The organism is Nocardia sp. NPDC050697, from assembly GCF_040654395.1.
GTDB lineage: Bacteria > Actinomycetota > Actinomycetes > Mycobacteriales > Mycobacteriaceae > Nocardia.
In genome coordinates this window covers 93,691-109,737 of record NZ_JBFAHY010000005.1, presented here as the reverse complement: position 1 = coordinate 109,737, position 16,047 = coordinate 93,691, and the positions used below count along the sequence as shown (strand labels likewise).

Genomic DNA, 16,047 nt, shown 5'->3' with positions numbered 1-16,047 from the left:
CCCTACATTGCCCCTCTGTGGAGCGCAGACACTTTCTGGCAATGCTCGCCGCGGGCGCAGTCGCGGCGAGTGGTTGCACCCAGCCACCGCCCGCCCTCGCGGAGCCACCCTCCGGCGCCGCCGGCCCGGCCGCCGTCCCGATCCCGCCGCGCCCGGTGCACCGGGTCCCAATCCCGGCCGGCGCGCTGACCGCCATCCCCGGCCCGGGCAGCAATCTCGCGCTGACCGTGGACGATGGTGCCGACCCCGACGTGGTCGGCGCCTACATCCGCTTCGCCCGCGACACCGGCGCCCGCTTCACCTTCTTCGTCACCGCCGCCTTCGAGGCGTGGCACACGCACCGCGCCGCGCTGCGCCCGCTGGTCGAGTCCGGCCAGATCCAGCTCGGCAACCACACCTGGGACCACGCCGGCCTCACCACCATCTCCCGCACCGCCATGGCCGAGCAGTTCACTCGCAGCAAACAGTTCCTGCTCGACACCTACGGCGTCGACGGCACCCCCTTCTACCGCCCGCCCTTCGGCTACCACAATGCCGTCGTCGACGAGGTCGCCGCCGACCACGGCTACGCCGTCCCCACCCTCTGGTACGGCTCGCTCGCCGACTCCGGGCTGATCACCGAGGAGCACCTGCTGAAGTGCGCCCGCACGTACTTCACTGCCCAGGCCATCGTCATCGGCCACGCCAACCACCCGCCGGTCACCCGCGTCTACGGGCAGCTCCTCGACATCATCCGGGAACGCGGGCTATCGCTCGTCACCCTGAACGACGTTTTCCGCACCTAGCCCTGTTCGCGCTGGTTAGACTGCCGGAATGAGGCCCTTGATCAGCGCTCTCGTCGCCGGATCGGTCGTTCTCCTCGGTGCGGGCAATGCATCCGCAACCCCCGGCGTCGACATCACCGCCGTCACACTGGGTGAGGTCACCGTGCCCTTCCCCGTCGCCACCGATCTGGTGGCGCGGCGGATCACCATCGGCCCCGGCGGCTCCACCGGCTGGCACTTCCACGACGGCCCGGTGTTCGGGGTGATCGCCGCGGGCGAGCTCACCCACCCCGGGCCCGACTGCGTGGCGCCGGTGTACCGAGCGGGCTCGTTCATCAACGAACCCGCCGGGGAGTGGAACACCCACATCGGCCAGAACCTCGGCTCGGAGCCGGTCGTGCTGTACGTGGTCTACGCCCCACCCGCCGGTGACCCGCTCTTCCGGGACGCCCCCGCGCCGGACTGCGCGTGACCCGTTAACGCCCGCGGCGGTTCATGACGATTCGGTGGTCGACGGGCTCGTCCCTACGGGGGGATGGATGCGTCGACAGATTCCGACTCTGCCACGAGGTGTTGTCCATGAAACGAATCGCTGTTCTCGGCCTGCTCTCCGCGGCGGGCGCCTTCGCGCTCACCGCGTGCTCCGGAGCTCCTGCTGCCGAGGAGGTTCCGGTGCAGGGCGCTCCTCAGGTGCCTGCCTGCGCGGACGGGCAGGTGAACTTCAATGCCGAGCCGATGATGAATTCGGCGGGGACGACTGTGGGGTTCAAGATCAGCTACTGGGTGGTGGGGGCCAGCGGGGCCTGCAGCTTGCAGGGGTTCCCGGGGGTCACCGCCGTGGGTGGCGGGCCGCAGGTGGACGCGGTGCGAGGGGACGAGGTGCCGACGACCGTCGTGCTCGATCGGGAGCACGGGGCGCAGGCGGTGATCGAGACGACCGTGATCGCGCACCAGGGTTCCGCGTGCCCGACGTATACGGAGTTTCTGACGACGCCGCCGAATACGACCGACACCCGGTCGGTGTCGGTCACGGTGCCGGGGTGTGAGTTCGCCGTCTATCCGGTATACGCCTGGTCGCGCTGAGCTTAGGCGGGCGGGTTGCTCAGCCCGTCTGACCAGCGGATTAGTGTCCCGAGTGGAACCTGCGGTAATCTCATCGGGCACCTGAACGCGGGGTGTGACGGGCTGTGGCGCAGCTTGGTAGCGCACTTGACTGGGGGTCAAGTGGTCGCAGGTTCAAATCCTGTCAGCCCGACATCGAAAACCCCTTCCGACCTGGGCCGGAAGGGGTTTTCTCGTTGTCGGGATTCGAGCGGAAACGGCGATTTCTCACAGAAATCTCACGTTTTCGCGCCGTCACCCCGAGCCCAAGTCTCCAAAACGGCCCGGTTGTCGGGCACCGTTTCGGGCCGGTCGATGTAGTGGGTCGCGGCGACCTCGCGGGTGTTACCGAGCTGGCGGGCGGCGCGCTCGGGGTCTCCGTAGGCGTGGTCGACCGTGGTCGCCACGCCCTTGCGGAAGGTCCGCGGGGTGACCCAGGCGAAGTTCTCCCCGCGGGCGGCACGCCAGATCCGGCCGAAGTTGTTCGGGTTGCGCACCGAGCCATTCCGGGCCGGGAACAACAGCCCCATCGGGTTCGGTTGCCGGACGACCTCGAGGTCCTTGATCGCCGCCCGCAACGACTCCACGGTGTAGTCGGGCAGCCGGATGCGCCGCCACCCGTTGTCGGTCTTGGGCGCGGGCTTGCGCACCCAGCCTCCGGCCCCGGAGCCTTTGACTTCGACGAGGGTGCCGGTGACGTCGAGGTAGGGCTCGGTGGCGTCGAGGTCGATGTCGTCGAGCAGCACCGCCAGCGCCTCGTGGGGCCGCATACCTGTGCCGGTGATTAAGTCGACCACCCACACCACCGTCCAGTCCCGCGCCGGCCCGCTCACGTAGGCCGGAGTGCCGGGAACGGCCTCTCCACGGGCCCAGGCGCGGACCTGAGCCCGGAACTCGGGCAAGCTGGCGAGGTCGTGCACCTTGCCGCGCGCGAGAGTGCGGCGACGGGTGAAGGGACTCACCCCGTCGACCGGATTGACGTCGATGACGCCGTGGCGCACAGCGATCTGCAGCATCGCGCGCAGGATGATCTTGTGCTGTTTGGCCTTGCGTCGCAGCCCCAGTGCGGTGAGGCGCTTGAGGTGCCGATCGAGCTCACCGGACGTGGCCTGCCAGACCTGCAGGTTCCCGAGGGAGTTCTCAATCTTGACCGTGGCCTTGTTCGCGCGGCGGTCGGTAGACACGTAGATCTCGCGGCGGTAGTCCTCGATATTGCCCTCGGTGTAGGCGTCATCGGCTCGCAACTCCTCCAGGAGTTCCTCGGCCAGCGCGATCAGCTTGGTATTGCGAGTGATGCGCTCACGCATCGGCTGGGCTCGGAAGTCCCGCATGGCTTCGGCGAGCCGGTTGCGAGCGTCGTCGGCGGTCAGCCCCATCCGCTCGATCTGCTGTGCGCCGCCAGGGCCGTAGTAGCGGACGGTGATCCGGTAGCGGCCGTTGCGTTGCCGTTTCGGCTTCGACGGTTCGCCGAACGTGCCGATCGGCTTCGGGATCCGGCCGCCCATGTTTCACCTCCAATCCGCTCGAGAGTTGCTGGTTACGATCCGCGCGCAGGGCCGACGTCTTCGTGGGTCTCGCTGTGCGATCGCGGAAGTGCTCGGCCTGGAGAGATCATCAAGTCCAGGTGGAGACCACAAGAGAAGGAAAGTAGCCAGAAGATTGCTGTCTTCGGCCGGGCTCTCGGGCTAGTCACCTTCGAGCGAGACGCGGTCGATCTGTTCTTGCTCCCACGCCTGCAGGTCCGAAAGCCGATAACGGCGGTATCGGCCCATGCGTGCATAGCGGGGTCCGCGTCCGGCGGAAGCCCACGACGCCAGGGTCTTCAAGGGAATCTGCAGTCGCCGGGAAACGTCGCGCGAGCTCAGCCACATCTCATCGGACACACGCTCGTCGGTTGATTTCGACGCGGCGTCACCATGCGGGGGCGGTGTGGAGGGGGAGTGTGAAGGTCGGTCAGGCACAGGAGGGCTCCTCGTACTGGATCCTCCGTTTGGCAGCCGTACCCTCTTCTATTGAACCGCAGCGCAGTGACAGTCGCTAGTGTTCTGGTCCGGTTCTCGTACCAGAGCTTCCGCCGGCTGATGTCGTGCGACACGACGCGTTGGACTCATCGCTCCGGGGTGCAGGAAGGTTCGTCCCGACGGCGTTCCACGGGTGGCTGGTGAAGCGGCGCGGGGGCGCAGGGTGTAGGCCGGGATCGGTCTTCTCGGACCGGACAGGGTCCGCGATCGTGCGCGTCCGCGCCGGGACGATGTCGGTGCGGGTGTCGAGCGCGACCAGGCGATCCCGTCGACGAGCTCGGCGACGATGGCGAGGGGGTGGGGCTGGGGTCGCGGATCGCCGCGAGCCGATCCAGGCACCCGCCCATATCTTGCAAAGCGGGAAAGCTCGTGCTGGCGCCCGCTGACCAGCGCCACCCGGGAACCGGCACCGGTGGCTGCGGCGAGGAGCGATTTCGCCGGGTGGTCAGCTGCCGAAAGCTAGCCGATCCCGGTTGGGCTTCTGCGGCTGGCAGCGCTTGAGTCGAGCAGCAGATCGGCAAACAACATACATATGGCGATGTGCGTATCTTTGCGCGTTATCACGCGGTGTCGCCATTTTGGGACCCTTCCCACACACGCGGAGCCGACAGTTCTTTCCCTGCAGTTATACGAGCGAGAACTGCCCGTGGGCGTAGTGGTCAAGTCCAGAGGGGGAATCGACCAGTATGCCAACCTGCTGCAACACCGAAAACTGCTGGTCATTGGTTAAGAGCTCCTAACAGGTTCGGTTGCGCAGTCGTCGCCAGCAGATGAGCGCGGCCGCCAGTGACAGGAAGCCCTGGTGGATGTCGGTGCGGTGTTCCCAACGGGTCGCGAGCCGACGGAACTGATGCAGCAGGGCAAGGCTCTGCTCGACGATCCAGCGGGCAGGGTGACCTCGTCGCGAGTGCCGCGCCGGGGGATATAGCCGGCGATCCCGCGTCGGCGCAGCTCGGCGTGCACGCGCGGGTAGTCGTAGCCCTTGTCTGCGATCAGGTTCCTGACCTTGCGCCGCGGCGGACCGGGGCGGCCGCGCAACGGGCGCACGCCATCGAGCATCGCAGGCAGCATCAGGTGGTCGTTGAGGTTCGCGCCCGAGAGTGCAACGACCAGTGGGAGACCGTTGCCGCAGGTCAGGACGTGGTGCTTCGAGCCGGTTTTACGACGGTCGACCGGGCTCGGACCGGTCGCGGCACCCCCTTTTTCGCCCGGATGTGAGAGGCGTCGGCGATGACCCGGTCGAAGTCGATCAACCCGGCGGTGTTGCACCGGTCGAGCATCGCCTGGTGCAACTGGTCGAAGACTCCGGTGTTCTGCCAGTCGCGGAGCCGCCGCCAGCAGGTCATGCCGGACCCGAAACCGAGCTCCTGCGGGAGGTCTTCCCAGCCGATACCGGTGAACAGCACGAACAGGATGCCTTGGAGCACCAGCCGATCGTCCATCCGAGCCGGACCCGGAGTTCCGGGTGCCCGCACCGGAAGTAGCGGCTCGATCACTGCCCACAACTCGTCGTCCACGATCCACGGCGCCGCCACGGTTGAACATGCTGCACGACAACAAGACTCGCCGCTACCCAACCGATCCTGTTAGGAGCTCTAATACTGCAACGGCACTTAGGTGAGTGGGTATCCTCGTCGCCGGTAGTGCGATAGGCGTGCTTGGTGCTGGCGTCGTCGTCGCCAATTCGACCATGCCCAGACCTGGCGGGCGCACCGTAGCGTGGGCAGGGTCAGGGCGATGGTGAGGCGGCGGATCTCCGGTAGCGTGAAGGCGATCATGCCCGGATCGCTGATACCGATTCCCCCTTTGCGGCAACGGCTTTCGAACCCGCGAGCCAGGCCAGGGCGAGCATCGACAGGGTGATGTGGGCGTACCAGGCTCGCCAGGAACGGACCTGGTAGTGATCGAGTCCGGCTTCGTTCTTGGCCTGCTGGAAGCACTCCTCGATCCGCCAGCGCGCCCCGGCGATCCAGGCCAGATCGGCGATGGTCGAGCGGCGGGGCCCGTAGCAGACGTAGTAGGCGATCTGGTCGGGGTCGGTGATGCTGCGCCGGGCCAGCAGCCAGTTCCCGCGCCCGGGCGCCCACCACGGCCGGATCCGGACTCGCGCCCAGTCGTAGTCGCGGGGCCCGTGTGCGCCCGCGCCGGCGGAGATGCGTTGCCAGGCCCTGCCCGGCAGCGCGGCCACGAGTTCATCGGCGCGGGCCTGACCGAGCCCGGTGGTGCTGAGGGTGTCGTTGCGGCGGGTCGCCAGCACGTGTGCAACGTCGTGCTGTTCGAGCCAGAACCGCAGGTACTTGACCTGCCCGTAGGCCTCGTCGGCGGTGAACCAGCGAAACGGCACGTTCGCCGCCAGAGCGCGTTCGACCATGCCCATCACCAGCCGCGGTTTGGTCTCGAACCCGACCTCGTCAGGAACCCCGGCGCTGCGGCAGCGGTCCCGGTCCCCAGTCCAGGACTCGGGCAGGTAGAGCTCACGGTCCACCAGGGCGTGTCCGTGGCGGGAGGCGTAGGCCAGGAAGACGCCGATCTGGCAGTTCTCGGTCCGCCCGGCCGTGCCCGAGTACTGGCGTTGCACCCCGGCCGAACGGAGGCCCTTCTTCAGGAACCCGGTGTCGTCGGCGATCAATACCGCGTCCCGGTCCTGCAGCCGGGAGACCGCGTAGCTGCGGACGTCGTCACGGACCCCGTCGACGTCCCAATCGGCTCGCCGCAGCAACCGCTGCATCCCATCCGGGCTCACCGCCCCCGCCCGCTCGGCCAAGGTCCACCCGTTCTTGCGTTCCAGCCCCGCGACCAGCCCGGTCACATACTCCCGCGCTCGCCTCCGCGGCTCGGAACGCGTGAACCGGCCGCCGATCCGCTCGTGCAGCCGATCCAGCTCCGCTGCAACAACATCCACCACCACGCGGGCAAGCTACCCTACCCGAGTGCCGTTGCAGTACTAAGTAGGCCATAGAGACGCTTACCTTCCGGTTGGAGCTCTTGCATTTATAACGCACGGCATATCTCACATTGGCAATACTGCGAAGCGGTCGGCAGAAACTCGCAATTTGCTGAAGATTTGTTGTGCCAGATTTATGCTCATCCGGGTGATTGGAGGTCAGTTTTGTCTCTATCGGGATCGACGTGTCCTACGATCAGCTTGTCGAGAATCAGGACCAAGATTGCGAAGACCCAAATCGCGGCGACGGTAGCAATTTTCGCATCGAATATCAGCATCATCATTTCCCAGTCCGCCGCCAGCGGTAGACTGATCTCCAGTCCGATCGATGTGCTCAAGAGCGCGGTGGTCCAGAGCAGGCTGGGATTGCGGGCGGCAAGGGCGGACAGTCCGCGAAAATCTATCGTCCGCATCCAGAACAGAGTGGCGAGGAAGGAGACGCCGCCAACTACCGCAAGATTGCCGAATAAGGGGCGACCGGCCACGCATGTCGGGGTGACCAATCCGTTCAGCAGTGCGCACGTGCAAGCCGGTATAGTGAATGTTCGGCTAAAGAGCCTCAAAATTTTAAGAGGTCCGATGGCCGTATTCGTGATCTCCATGTGCAGCCTTCCCTCTGTTCGTGGGTGCCTGCCTTCTTGCAGCCGCGTAAGGACCTTGTATGTCAACAGCAAGATTATTTCCGGTGCACCGGCAACTGGAAAGAAAAGAGGCGTTCTGAGGGCTTGGGCGACAATCGCGAAGCGCGATGTCGACGTTCTCGGAGAGGTCAGAGCAGCTGCGTGCTCGGCGGTTCGCCTCGACAGGCCGCCCGGTAGTCGCGACGGTGCCTCCACGTCGGCCTGCGTGAAACTACGCGTAGTGTCAGGCAATGTGGCCTCGACCTCTGTGTTGCGAGCAGTTGGAAGGTCGCGGTCGGCTTCTGTCTCGGGTTCGTCGGGAGTGGTGTCGTCGGTCCGCTTGCTCAGCGCATCCCAGAGCATCATCACTTGCTCGACTTGCTCGATGCTCAACTTGCAGGCGTGCGCGAATTCTCTGACTTGACGGGGATTCTTGGGAAGTGTGGAGTTGGTGACGCAGACGAAATGATAGGCGGTGCTCCGTGGTATCCCGGAGAATTTCGCTATCTGCCCTACGGTGCGTCCGGACCAGGAAACCATGTTTCGCATCAGCTCGATGAACTCGATTTGCGAGGTTGCCTTGATGTGGAGATCAAAGCACTCGCCCCGCCCATAACTGGGATTCACCGGGGCGTCGATCCGTCGAAGACGGCCGCTACCGCTTGGACAACGCGATGCATATGCGATCGTCGTCCCGGTGACGGCGTGACGCTGAAGATGACGCCGCTCACCAGGGTGAGAGTTATCACTGTCGCAACCGCCGGTGCGACGTTTCCCAGGATTAAGGCCAACGAAAATGCGAAGCTGGTGGGAACGACGACCAGCACAATTACCGCAGAAGGCCACGTCCATCGCGACTGTTTGTGGTTGGTGTCTTCGGGTTGTGGGGGTTCGGGACGGATCGTGCCATCGGCTTCGTTGCGCACGGGCTTCTCCCAAGTCACCGACGAGAGTGACTGTCGGGCGGGGCTCCGCGCTCGTCGCTGCTCAGGCTCGGACGCGGCATCCGCAATCAAGTGCGGACGAGACTCAGTGGTCTGAATCTCGTATCGCCACCGACCGGTCTTCGATGACGACTTCCTCGGGTGAGGCCGCAATATCAATCTTGTCCTATAGGCGGCGATTGCAGGCGAAACTGCTGTCCAGCACGGTGAATCAAAGTGGTATCACAGCGAACATTAAGAGAGCTCTAAGAATTGTCCAACGGTGCACCGATTCCGCGGACGGAAGCAGCTGTTGCAGCGCTACCACGTGGTCAGCGGGGAGGGTGGTAGACAGTGGCTGGCAGCGCTAGCCCTCGGGTGCGGCACCTTCCGCGGATTGGCTGAGCGAAGATCACCTGGTCGCCGCTGTACTAGCAGTAGCGTCGGGCGGACCGGCGAACGCGGGAGTGAGGCTGTTTGAACAGGCGAACTGCCGGACGCGGGGAGGGGTCGCGAGTGACCCTGGAGTCGTTCGGCATCCCGGTTCTGCGACGCCACATCGGGCTCATCACTCTGTCTCGAGGAACGACAACGTCGCAGCGAGCCCGCGATCCATCTCCGACGGGAAGAACAGTTCCGGGAACACGAGCCCGGCGGCTGCCCCATAGAGCAGGAAATCGTAGTACTCGACGGTCGAGCCGAGAAAACTAGATACTAGCGCTCAGCGCGAATTCGTCGGCGTTGGAGCGTTGTTCATGCGCGCAGTCCTTCGATCGGTGCCTCGAGCACTGTGAGGCAGGTCACGAACGTAGGGTTGCGCTGGTCGGCGGCCCAACCGCGCGTGCCGCCGTGCGGAACGAGCGGAGGTCGAGCGATTCGGGGCGAATCCGCGCCCGAACGGGGCGTTCCGCTCTACGGCACGGCCGATACGCCCCGCGGCGGCCGGATGTGACCGCTGCAACCGGCCCGACGGCACCTCAATGGTCGCGCCGAGGCGCTGCCGGAGTCTTTTGATCGGGCACGGCACGCGCACCGCCCAGGTCTTGTCGGTGCCGACGTGGTCGAGACCGCGATCGAGCAGGCCGTAGCCGTGCGCGGCGGACAGGTCGCCGGCACGATTCTGCATTCGGACCGCGGCGGCGAATTCACCGCCGCTCTGGCCGCACGAGCGTGCGCCCGGCATGGGTTGCGCCGGTCGATGGGAGCTACCAGTCTGCTGGGACAACAGTCCCGCCGAGTCGTTATGGTCGACGTTCAAGCACGAGTTCAGCTACCGTCACACCTTCACCCACAAGGCCGAACTCCTTGCCGCGGTTGACAAATGGACCTACCGCTACACCACTTTCCGGCGGCACTCCTCGATCGGCGGGATCAAAGGGCCACACGGCCACCCGCGACGAACTGGCCGCGCTGTGGGCCGAGGTACTCGGCACCCGCCCGGAACCCGGCGACACATTCACCGCGCTCGGCGGTGGCTCGCTCGCGGTCGAGGAGGTGCTCGCCCGCTCCAGGCAGGCCCTGGTCCGGGCGCTGGAACCGGCGGACTTCCGCGACGACCCCACCCTGGACGAGCAGGCCGCGCGGCTGCTCGACCGGCACCGGCGCGAATTCCGCGCGGGCGGCGCCGCACACCGGCTGCTGCGCCCCGGCGCCACCCCGGCGCTGTTCTGCTTCGCCGGCGCGGGCGCGAGCGTCGCCTGGTTCCTCCCGCTGACCTCCGCGCTGCGCGCCGGGGTCGCCGTGCACGGCCTGCAGGCGCACGGGCTGCAGGGCCGTGCGCTCGCCTCCTGGACGGTGCCCGGCGCGGCGCGACGGCACCTGCGCACGGTGACTGCGGTCCAGCCCGAAGGCCCGTACATGCTGCTCGGGCACTCCTTCGGCGGCGCCGTCGCGCTGCACACCGCGCACCTGCTGCGCCGGGCCGGGCACCGGGTGGCGCGGGTGATCCTGCTGGACACCGTGATCGACGCCGAGGTGGCGCTGGCCCGCTGGTCCCCGCAGCAGGAGGGCTTCAGCGCCGAGCAGGCCGCGTCCTCTCGGTTGCCCCGCCCGCTGCGGCTCGCCGCCGACCTGGCACGGGCCTGCGGCGCCGGGCTGCGCCGCCACGACCCGGCCCGGCAGCGGAAGCTGTTCTGGGAGCTCGGCATGCGGGCCCAGCGCCGCTACCGCATCCGCGACACCCCTGCGGTCACCGTCCTGCTCACCCGCGACGCCCCCGGCCAGGCCGAGCTGTGGCGGGAGCGGCTGCCCGGTGCCGAGATCGTCGCGGTGCCGGGCGGGCACCTGTCGATGATCGCCGAACCCGCCGTACACGTCGCCATCGACGCGGCGCTGGCGGAGGTCGGCCGCACCCCGGTGTGACCGGTCGTCGTTTCCAGTGCGCGCGTGTGGGAACCGGGGCGCGCCGCGGGCCGACTACTCCTGTCGACAGCAGCGGCTCCTGGCGGGGGCGGTGAGGTCGGCTCGAACGAGGGTGCCGTGCTCGGTCACCGGGCGCAACCGGCGGAGACGGCACAGGACAGAGGTGGACATGGAGATCGTCACCCGCGCGGGCAGCCGCGGGGTCGAGGTGCACGGATTCGATCCGGCGGCGGGGTCCGCCGACGAGGTGGCCCGGCTGCGCGGGCACCTCTACCACGACAAGATCGTCGTGCTGCGCGGGCAGCGGCTCGCGGTCGGCGACTTCGTCGCACTCGGGGAGCTCTTCGGCACCCCGGTGCCCTACTACGAGTCCATGTACCACCACCCGGACAACCCGCTGGTCTTCGTCTCCTCCAACCTCCGACAGGTACAGCACCCGCTCCCCGGCGCGAAGGGGTCAGGCATGAACTGATAGTCGGCGTGCCAGAACGCGCCGGTCTTGGGCACCCCGATCTGCCCGGTTGCGCGGTGCTGATGGTCGCCTCCGGCCGCGGCGCCCAGCTCGGCATCTTCCTCAAGGGCCACCAGGCGCTCGAGGCCACCCGCGATATCGACGTGGTGGTGCTGGACAAGACCGGAACCCTCAGCGAGGGCCGCATGCGCGTCGTCGCCGTCGAGGCCGCCGACGGCGCGGACGCGGCGACCGTGCTGCGGCTGGCCGGTGCGGTGGAGGCCGCCTCCGAGCACGCCGTCGCCGCCGCGATCGCCGAGCACGCCCGGCGGGCGGGCGCGCTGCCGGAGGTGGAGTCGTTCGAAGCGCTGCCCGGCCTCGGCGCCCGCGGCGTGGCCGAGGGCAGCCACGTGCTGCTGGGGCGCGCGCAGCTGATGACCGAGCACGCGCTGCGACTGCCGCCCGCGCTCACCGCCGCGCACACCGGGCACGCCGAAGCGGGCCGCACCGCGGTCTTCGTCGCCGTCGACGGCACGGTGGCGGCGGTGATCGCCGTCGCCGACACCGTGAAACCGTCGGCTGCCGAGGCGATCGCCCGGCTGCACGCGCGCGGGCTGCGCACCGTCGTGCTCACCGGCGACAACCCGCACGCGGCCGGTGCCGTCGCGGCCGAGGTCGGGATCACCGAGGTGCGGGCCGAGTGCTGCCCCGCGACAAGGTCGCCGCCATCGCCGAACTGCGCGCCCAGGGACACCGGGTCGCCATGGTCGGCGACGGCATCAACGACGGCGCCGCACTGGCCACCGCCGACCTCGGCATGGCCATCGGCGCCGGGACCGACGTGGCCATCGCCGCCGCCGACATCATCCTGGTCCGCCGCGACCTGGGCACCGTGCCCGACGCCATCGACCTCGCGCACGCCACGCTGCGCACCATCCGCGGCAACCTGTGGTGGGCGTTCGGCTACAACGTCGTCGCGGTGCCGATCGCCGCGCTGGGCTGGCTCAACCCGCTCATCGCCGGTGCGGCCATGGCGTTCTCGTCGTTCTTCGTCGTCACCAACAGCCTGCGGCTGCGCCGGGTGCGCACCGCTCAGCGCCGCGATCGGGCCAGCTCGCCGAGCATGGCGTTGTAGGCGTCCAGCTCGGAATCGCCGTACCGCTCCTCGCGCCGATCGGTGCGCACCGCGGTGCGGCGATCCTGGGCCACCCACTGCGTGAGCAGCGCGGCCACCACGATCAGCACCGGCACCTCACCGGCCACCCAGGCGATCCCGCCGCCCATCCGCTGATCGGCCAGCAGGTCCAGCCCCCACGGCAAGTCCAGCTTCCGGTAGAACCGCTCGCCGATCACCGTGGTCATCGACATCACTGCTACTCCGAAGAACGCGTGGAACGGCATGATCGCGAACAGCAGCCCGAGTCTGCCCAGGTGCGGCGGGCGGCGCGGGCCCGGATCGATGCCGATGATCGTCCAGTAGTAGAGGTAGCCGATCACCAGGAAGTGCACGTTCATTGCCACGTGACCCCAGTGGTACTTGATCAGGGTCTCGAACGCGGGGGTGAAGTACAGCCCGTACAGCGAGATCACGAACGCGCTGATCGGCACCGCCGGATGGGCGAGCACCGCCGCCGGACGCGAATGCAGCAGCGCCAGCACCTGTTCGCGCACCCCCGGCAGCGCGCCCGGCCCGGCTGGGGGTACCGCCCGCAGCAGCAGCGTCATCGGCGCGCCAAGTACCAGCAGCACCGGCACCACCATGTTCAGCATCATGTGCACGATCATGTGCAGGCTGAACAGGGCGTAGCCGTAGACGCCGATGCCGGAGGAGGTCGCGACCAGCAGCGCCGCGCAGCCCGCGAACCAGGACAGCGCCCGCCACGGCGACCAGGCATCACCGCGCCGCCGCAACCGCAGCAGCGCGACGGCGTAGAGCACGGCCCCGGCCCCGGCCACCGTGCCGAGCACCATGTCGAAGCGCCAGAAGGTCAGCAGCCGCGACAGCGAAGGCGCCGCGGTGATGTCGAAACCGAGCAGCGCCTGGTGCGCCGTGTACACCCGATCCCCGAACGCCGGCGCCGGGAGGCAGGCCGCCGTGCTCACCAGCACCAGCGCGATGAGCGAAGCGGCACCCGCCAGCGCGGTTACCGCCGTCGACCGCGGCTCGTCGGCACGCACCCGCCACAGTAGCAACCCGGTCACCGACCCGAGGGCCACCGCCGCCACGGCCAGCCGCCCGTAGGTGCCGGTCAGCAGGGCGTCGGCCGGAACGAGGACCGCGAGCAGCACCGCCCCTGACCCCGCCGCCACCACCAAGGCACCCGTGGTCACCGCCCGGACCCGACGAATCACAGCCGCGCGATGGTCGCCACCGCGGGCCAGATGCGCACCCAGACACCACAGCAGCCCCGGCGCCACGCTCACCGCGAGCTGGAAGAACAGCACCGCGCCACTGGTGTAGTCGTGCCCCGGTCCCTCCCCGGCATTGCCGGTCACCGCGGGCGGCAGGGTCGCCAGCCCGGCGACCGCGGCGAGCACCACCAGCCGGATCCAGCTCAGCGCGAATCGCGCGAACACCGCAACCACCAGCGCCAGCACCGCGACGAGCAACCACGCCCGCGGCTTCTCCCCGACCCCGATCAGCGTGCTGAGCGAGCCGCTCGCGAACACCTCCGCCAGACCGCGCCCCGCGACATCGGCGGCCGCGATCGGCACCATCGCCACTGCCACCAGCGCCCACGCCACCGCGGTCCGCTCCACCACCCGCAGCGCCGCGAAACCGGTGACGTCGATTCGGCCGCGGTCGCCGAACGCGGTGCAGCACACCGCGAACACCGCCGACCCGAAGACCAGCGAACCGGCCACCGCCGCCAGCACCCGCAGCCCGATGGAGGGCAGAATCTGCGCCGAGCCAGGGGAGGGGATGCCGATGGCCCGGTAGGGCAGCTCGCCGTCGTACCCGGCCACCACCGCCACGATCACCGCGGCGATCACTGCCGCCTCGCCCCATGCCACCCGGCGCGGAATTGGGCCTACACCTGTGGACACATCGCCTCCCGTCGGGTTCGGGACGCGGGTGTCCCGGTCGACGTAGTCGCGCGGGGAAGCACGAAAGTTCCCAGTCCGCGGAAATCCAGCGCACACGGGAACCGGAAAGGGCTGGCGCGCGACTCACTGTCCGGGAGGTCTCACGGGAGAGGGCCCCCGCGGACTTCGCAGCGTGTCAAACCGGTTTTCATGGAGGACCGGCAAGCAATCCATGACCCCGTCGGCACACCGCCGATACGGCGAGATGCGGCTGCACGCTGCGAAGCCCGACCGGACCGGATTGCGCCCACGGCGACCGCAATGCTGTTGCTACCGGGCCATTTCGGGACAGACTGTCGGCCCGGAGACAATCGGGATCGTTCGAGGGAGTGATGCGGGTATGAGGTCGTGGTAGCGGGCGCTGGTCCTGACGGTGGCGGCAGCGGGGGCGATCCTCGCACCGATCGGCGCTGCAGGCGCGCACACCTCACTGAGCAGCACCGACCCCGGGCCGGCCGCGGTGGTGACCGTGGTCCCGCAGCAGGTGACGCTGACCTTCGCCGCGTCGCTGCTGCCCGAGGACGCCTCGGTCACCGTCACCGGCCCGGACGGCGTGCAGTACCAGACCGAGACCGTGGTCTCGGGCAGGCAGGTTTCGACCGTGCTGCGCGGCCTCGGTCCCGCCGGGCTCTACTCGGTGAACTACGCGGTGCGCTCCGACGACGGGCACCTGCTGCGCGACAGTTACGGCTTCCTCTACGCGCCGGTGGGCGGCATCGCGCTCCGGTGAGCATTGTGATCGGCGGCCCTTCACTGGAGTTCGGTGTCGCGGACGACTTCGAAGGGCTCGGCGTAGCGCTGGGCGGGCAACTGGCGTGCCCAGTAGCGGGCGGTGGCGACGACGAGTTCGGGGTCGAGGTAGTGGCGGGTGGACTGGGATCGGTAGCAGGCCAGGGCGGCGAGCTTGGTGTCGAGGGTGTCGGCGCACGGGATGAAGCGGGTGGGGGCGAAGGCGTTGCGTGAGGAGGGGGACTGGTAGCAGAACACGCGCGGTGTGCGGCGGGCGGCGATGATCGAGCCGCGGTGGGTGGCGCGATGGTCCTGGTGGTTGTCGGCCTCGGAGTGGGTGTAGATGGTGGTCGGGTTCAGGTGCGCGATCACGCCTTCGATGATCTCGACGAGTTCGGGTGCTTCGCCGAGGCGGGTGTCGGGCAGGTCGGCCATCAGCAGCTGTGTTCCCAGGGTGATCGCGGCGGCGACGGCTTCGCCGCGGCGCTGCTCCTGGTTGCCACCGACCCCGCCGCGGCTGAGGGTGAGCACGGTGACCGGGTTCCCGGACAGGGCGTGGCGGGCCAGTGCGGCTCCGCACCCGATTTCCACGTCGTCGGGGTGGGCGCCGATCGCCAGGACCCGCTCTCGCCCGGCGGCGGGGCCGAGCAGCGCGGATATCGCTGCCGGATCGGCGGGGTCGATGACGTCGGTGAGCCCGGTGCGCATGGCGGTGAGCAGGCTCGCGGCGCTGGTGTCGGTACCGGCCAGCGCGCAGACCCGCGGTGCGCCCGATCGGGTGCGGAGGCGGTCGAGCACGGCGGTCGCGGGTTCGTCGAGTAGCGCCGGATCGGCCAGCAGCAGCATCGGTGGTCCGGAGGCGGCAATGAAGTCCTCGGTGTCACCCGGTGCGAGCCGGGCGGCGAGCAAGCCGATGCTGTCGAGGAGGTCGAACAGGACGGGCAGTGACCGGGTGGTCCACACGATCACCGTCCGCTCCGGCGGGGCGGCTTCGCGGCGCACTCCCACGGGTAGGTCGGTCGCCTCGGCCACGGTCACCTCCTTGC

General features: G+C 68.5%; 11 protein-coding genes, 1 tRNA gene and 4 pseudogenes. 8 read left to right on the top strand and 8 right to left on the bottom strand.

Annotated elements, in window-relative coordinates; all coding sequences use genetic code 11:
• The first annotated feature begins 17 nt into the window (after nucleotides 1-17).
• The 4 genes from AB0H71_RS19080 to AB0H71_RS19065 all read left to right on the top strand — a co-directional run bounded on the left by AB0H71_RS19080 (nucleotide 18) and on the right by AB0H71_RS19065 (nucleotide 2,019).
• Nucleotides 18-785, top strand: a complete 768-nt coding sequence (locus AB0H71_RS19080; RefSeq protein WP_357022268.1) for a polysaccharide deacetylase family protein — start codon at nucleotides 18-20, stop codon at nucleotides 783-785.
• A gap of 28 nt (nucleotides 786-813) precedes the next feature.
• On the top strand, nucleotides 814-1,236 hold the full coding sequence (locus tag AB0H71_RS19075; RefSeq protein ID WP_357022265.1) for a cupin domain-containing protein: 423 nt from the start codon (nucleotides 814-816) through the stop codon (nucleotides 1,234-1,236).
• A gap of 107 nt (nucleotides 1,237-1,343) precedes the next feature.
• Nucleotides 1,344-1,847: a DUF4232 domain-containing protein gene (locus tag AB0H71_RS19070; RefSeq protein ID WP_357022262.1), complete on the top strand. Its 504-nt coding sequence runs from the start codon at nucleotides 1,344-1,346 to the stop codon at nucleotides 1,845-1,847.
• A 98-nt stretch (nucleotides 1,848-1,945) separates the two neighbouring features.
• Nucleotides 1,946-2,019 (top strand) — tRNA-Pro (locus AB0H71_RS19065).
• Nucleotides 2,020-2,104: 85 nt separating this feature from the next.
• Here AB0H71_RS19065 and AB0H71_RS19060 read toward each other — a convergent pair.
• The 5 genes and pseudogenes from AB0H71_RS19060 to AB0H71_RS19040 all read right to left on the bottom strand — a co-directional run bounded on the left by AB0H71_RS19060 (nucleotide 2,105) and on the right by AB0H71_RS19040 (nucleotide 8,077).
• Complete coding sequence (locus AB0H71_RS19060) at nucleotides 2,105-3,370, bottom strand: hypothetical protein (RefSeq protein ID WP_357022259.1); 1,266 nt, start codon at nucleotides 3,368-3,370, stop codon at nucleotides 2,105-2,107.
• A gap of 180 nt (nucleotides 3,371-3,550) precedes the next feature.
• A complete protein-coding gene (locus AB0H71_RS19055; protein ID WP_357023258.1) occupies nucleotides 3,551-3,736 on the bottom strand; it encodes a helix-turn-helix domain-containing protein in 186 nt (61 codons plus the stop codon).
• An 886-nt stretch (nucleotides 3,737-4,622) separates the two neighbouring features.
• Nucleotides 4,623-5,421, bottom strand: a pseudogene (locus AB0H71_RS19050) (IS5 family transposase).
• A gap of 239 nt (nucleotides 5,422-5,660) precedes the next feature.
• Nucleotides 5,661-6,794, bottom strand: a complete 1,134-nt coding sequence (locus tag AB0H71_RS19045; protein WP_357022257.1) for an IS701 family transposase — start codon at nucleotides 6,792-6,794, stop codon at nucleotides 5,661-5,663.
• Nucleotides 6,795-6,970: 176 nt separating this feature from the next.
• Complete coding sequence (locus AB0H71_RS19040) at nucleotides 6,971-8,077, bottom strand: hypothetical protein (RefSeq protein ID WP_357022254.1); 1,107 nt, start codon at nucleotides 8,075-8,077, stop codon at nucleotides 6,971-6,973.
• A gap of 1,477 nt (nucleotides 8,078-9,554) precedes the next feature.
• Between AB0H71_RS19040 and AB0H71_RS19035 the strand changes: the two are divergent.
• Together AB0H71_RS19035 and AB0H71_RS19030 are read left to right on the top strand one after the other, a co-directional pair.
• Nucleotides 9,555-9,683: pseudogene (locus tag AB0H71_RS19035) on the top strand (hypothetical protein); the annotation flags it as partial.
• A 4-nt stretch (nucleotides 9,684-9,687) separates the two neighbouring features.
• Nucleotides 9,688-10,734 carry an alpha/beta fold hydrolase gene (locus AB0H71_RS19030; protein WP_357022251.1) on the top strand — a complete coding sequence of 349 codons (1,047 nt, stop codon included), beginning with the start codon at nucleotides 9,688-9,690 and terminating at the stop codon, nucleotides 10,732-10,734.
• A gap of 421 nt (nucleotides 10,735-11,155) precedes the next feature.
• Here AB0H71_RS19030 and AB0H71_RS19025 read toward each other — a convergent pair.
• Nucleotides 11,156-11,244: pseudogene (locus tag AB0H71_RS19025) on the bottom strand (TauD/TfdA family dioxygenase); the annotation flags it as partial.
• A 21-nt stretch (nucleotides 11,245-11,265) separates the two neighbouring features.
• On the opposite strand from AB0H71_RS19025, the pseudogene AB0H71_RS19020 reads away from it, so the two are divergent.
• Nucleotides 11,266-12,320 (top strand): annotated as a pseudogene (locus AB0H71_RS19020) (heavy metal translocating P-type ATPase); the annotation flags it as partial.
• Here AB0H71_RS19020 and AB0H71_RS19015 read toward each other — a convergent pair.
• A complete protein-coding gene (locus AB0H71_RS19015; protein WP_357022249.1) occupies nucleotides 12,278-14,233 on the bottom strand; it encodes a cytochrome c oxidase assembly protein in 1,956 nt (651 codons plus the stop codon). The pseudogene AB0H71_RS19020 and the gene AB0H71_RS19015 sit on opposite strands and share 43 nt — an antisense overlap.
• A gap of 412 nt (nucleotides 14,234-14,645) precedes the next feature.
• On the opposite strand from AB0H71_RS19015, the gene AB0H71_RS19010 reads away from it, so the two are divergent.
• Nucleotides 14,646-15,002, top strand: coding sequence for a copper resistance protein CopC (locus AB0H71_RS19010; RefSeq protein WP_357022246.1), 357 nt, complete (start codon nucleotides 14,646-14,648; stop codon nucleotides 15,000-15,002).
• Nucleotides 15,003-15,022: 20 nt separating this feature from the next.
• On the opposite strand, the gene AB0H71_RS19005 is transcribed toward AB0H71_RS19010, so the two are convergent.
• Nucleotides 15,023-16,033, bottom strand: coding sequence for a PIG-L deacetylase family protein (locus AB0H71_RS19005; protein WP_357022243.1), 1,011 nt, complete (start codon nucleotides 16,031-16,033; stop codon nucleotides 15,023-15,025).
• Nucleotides 16,034-16,047: the final 14 nt, after the last annotated feature.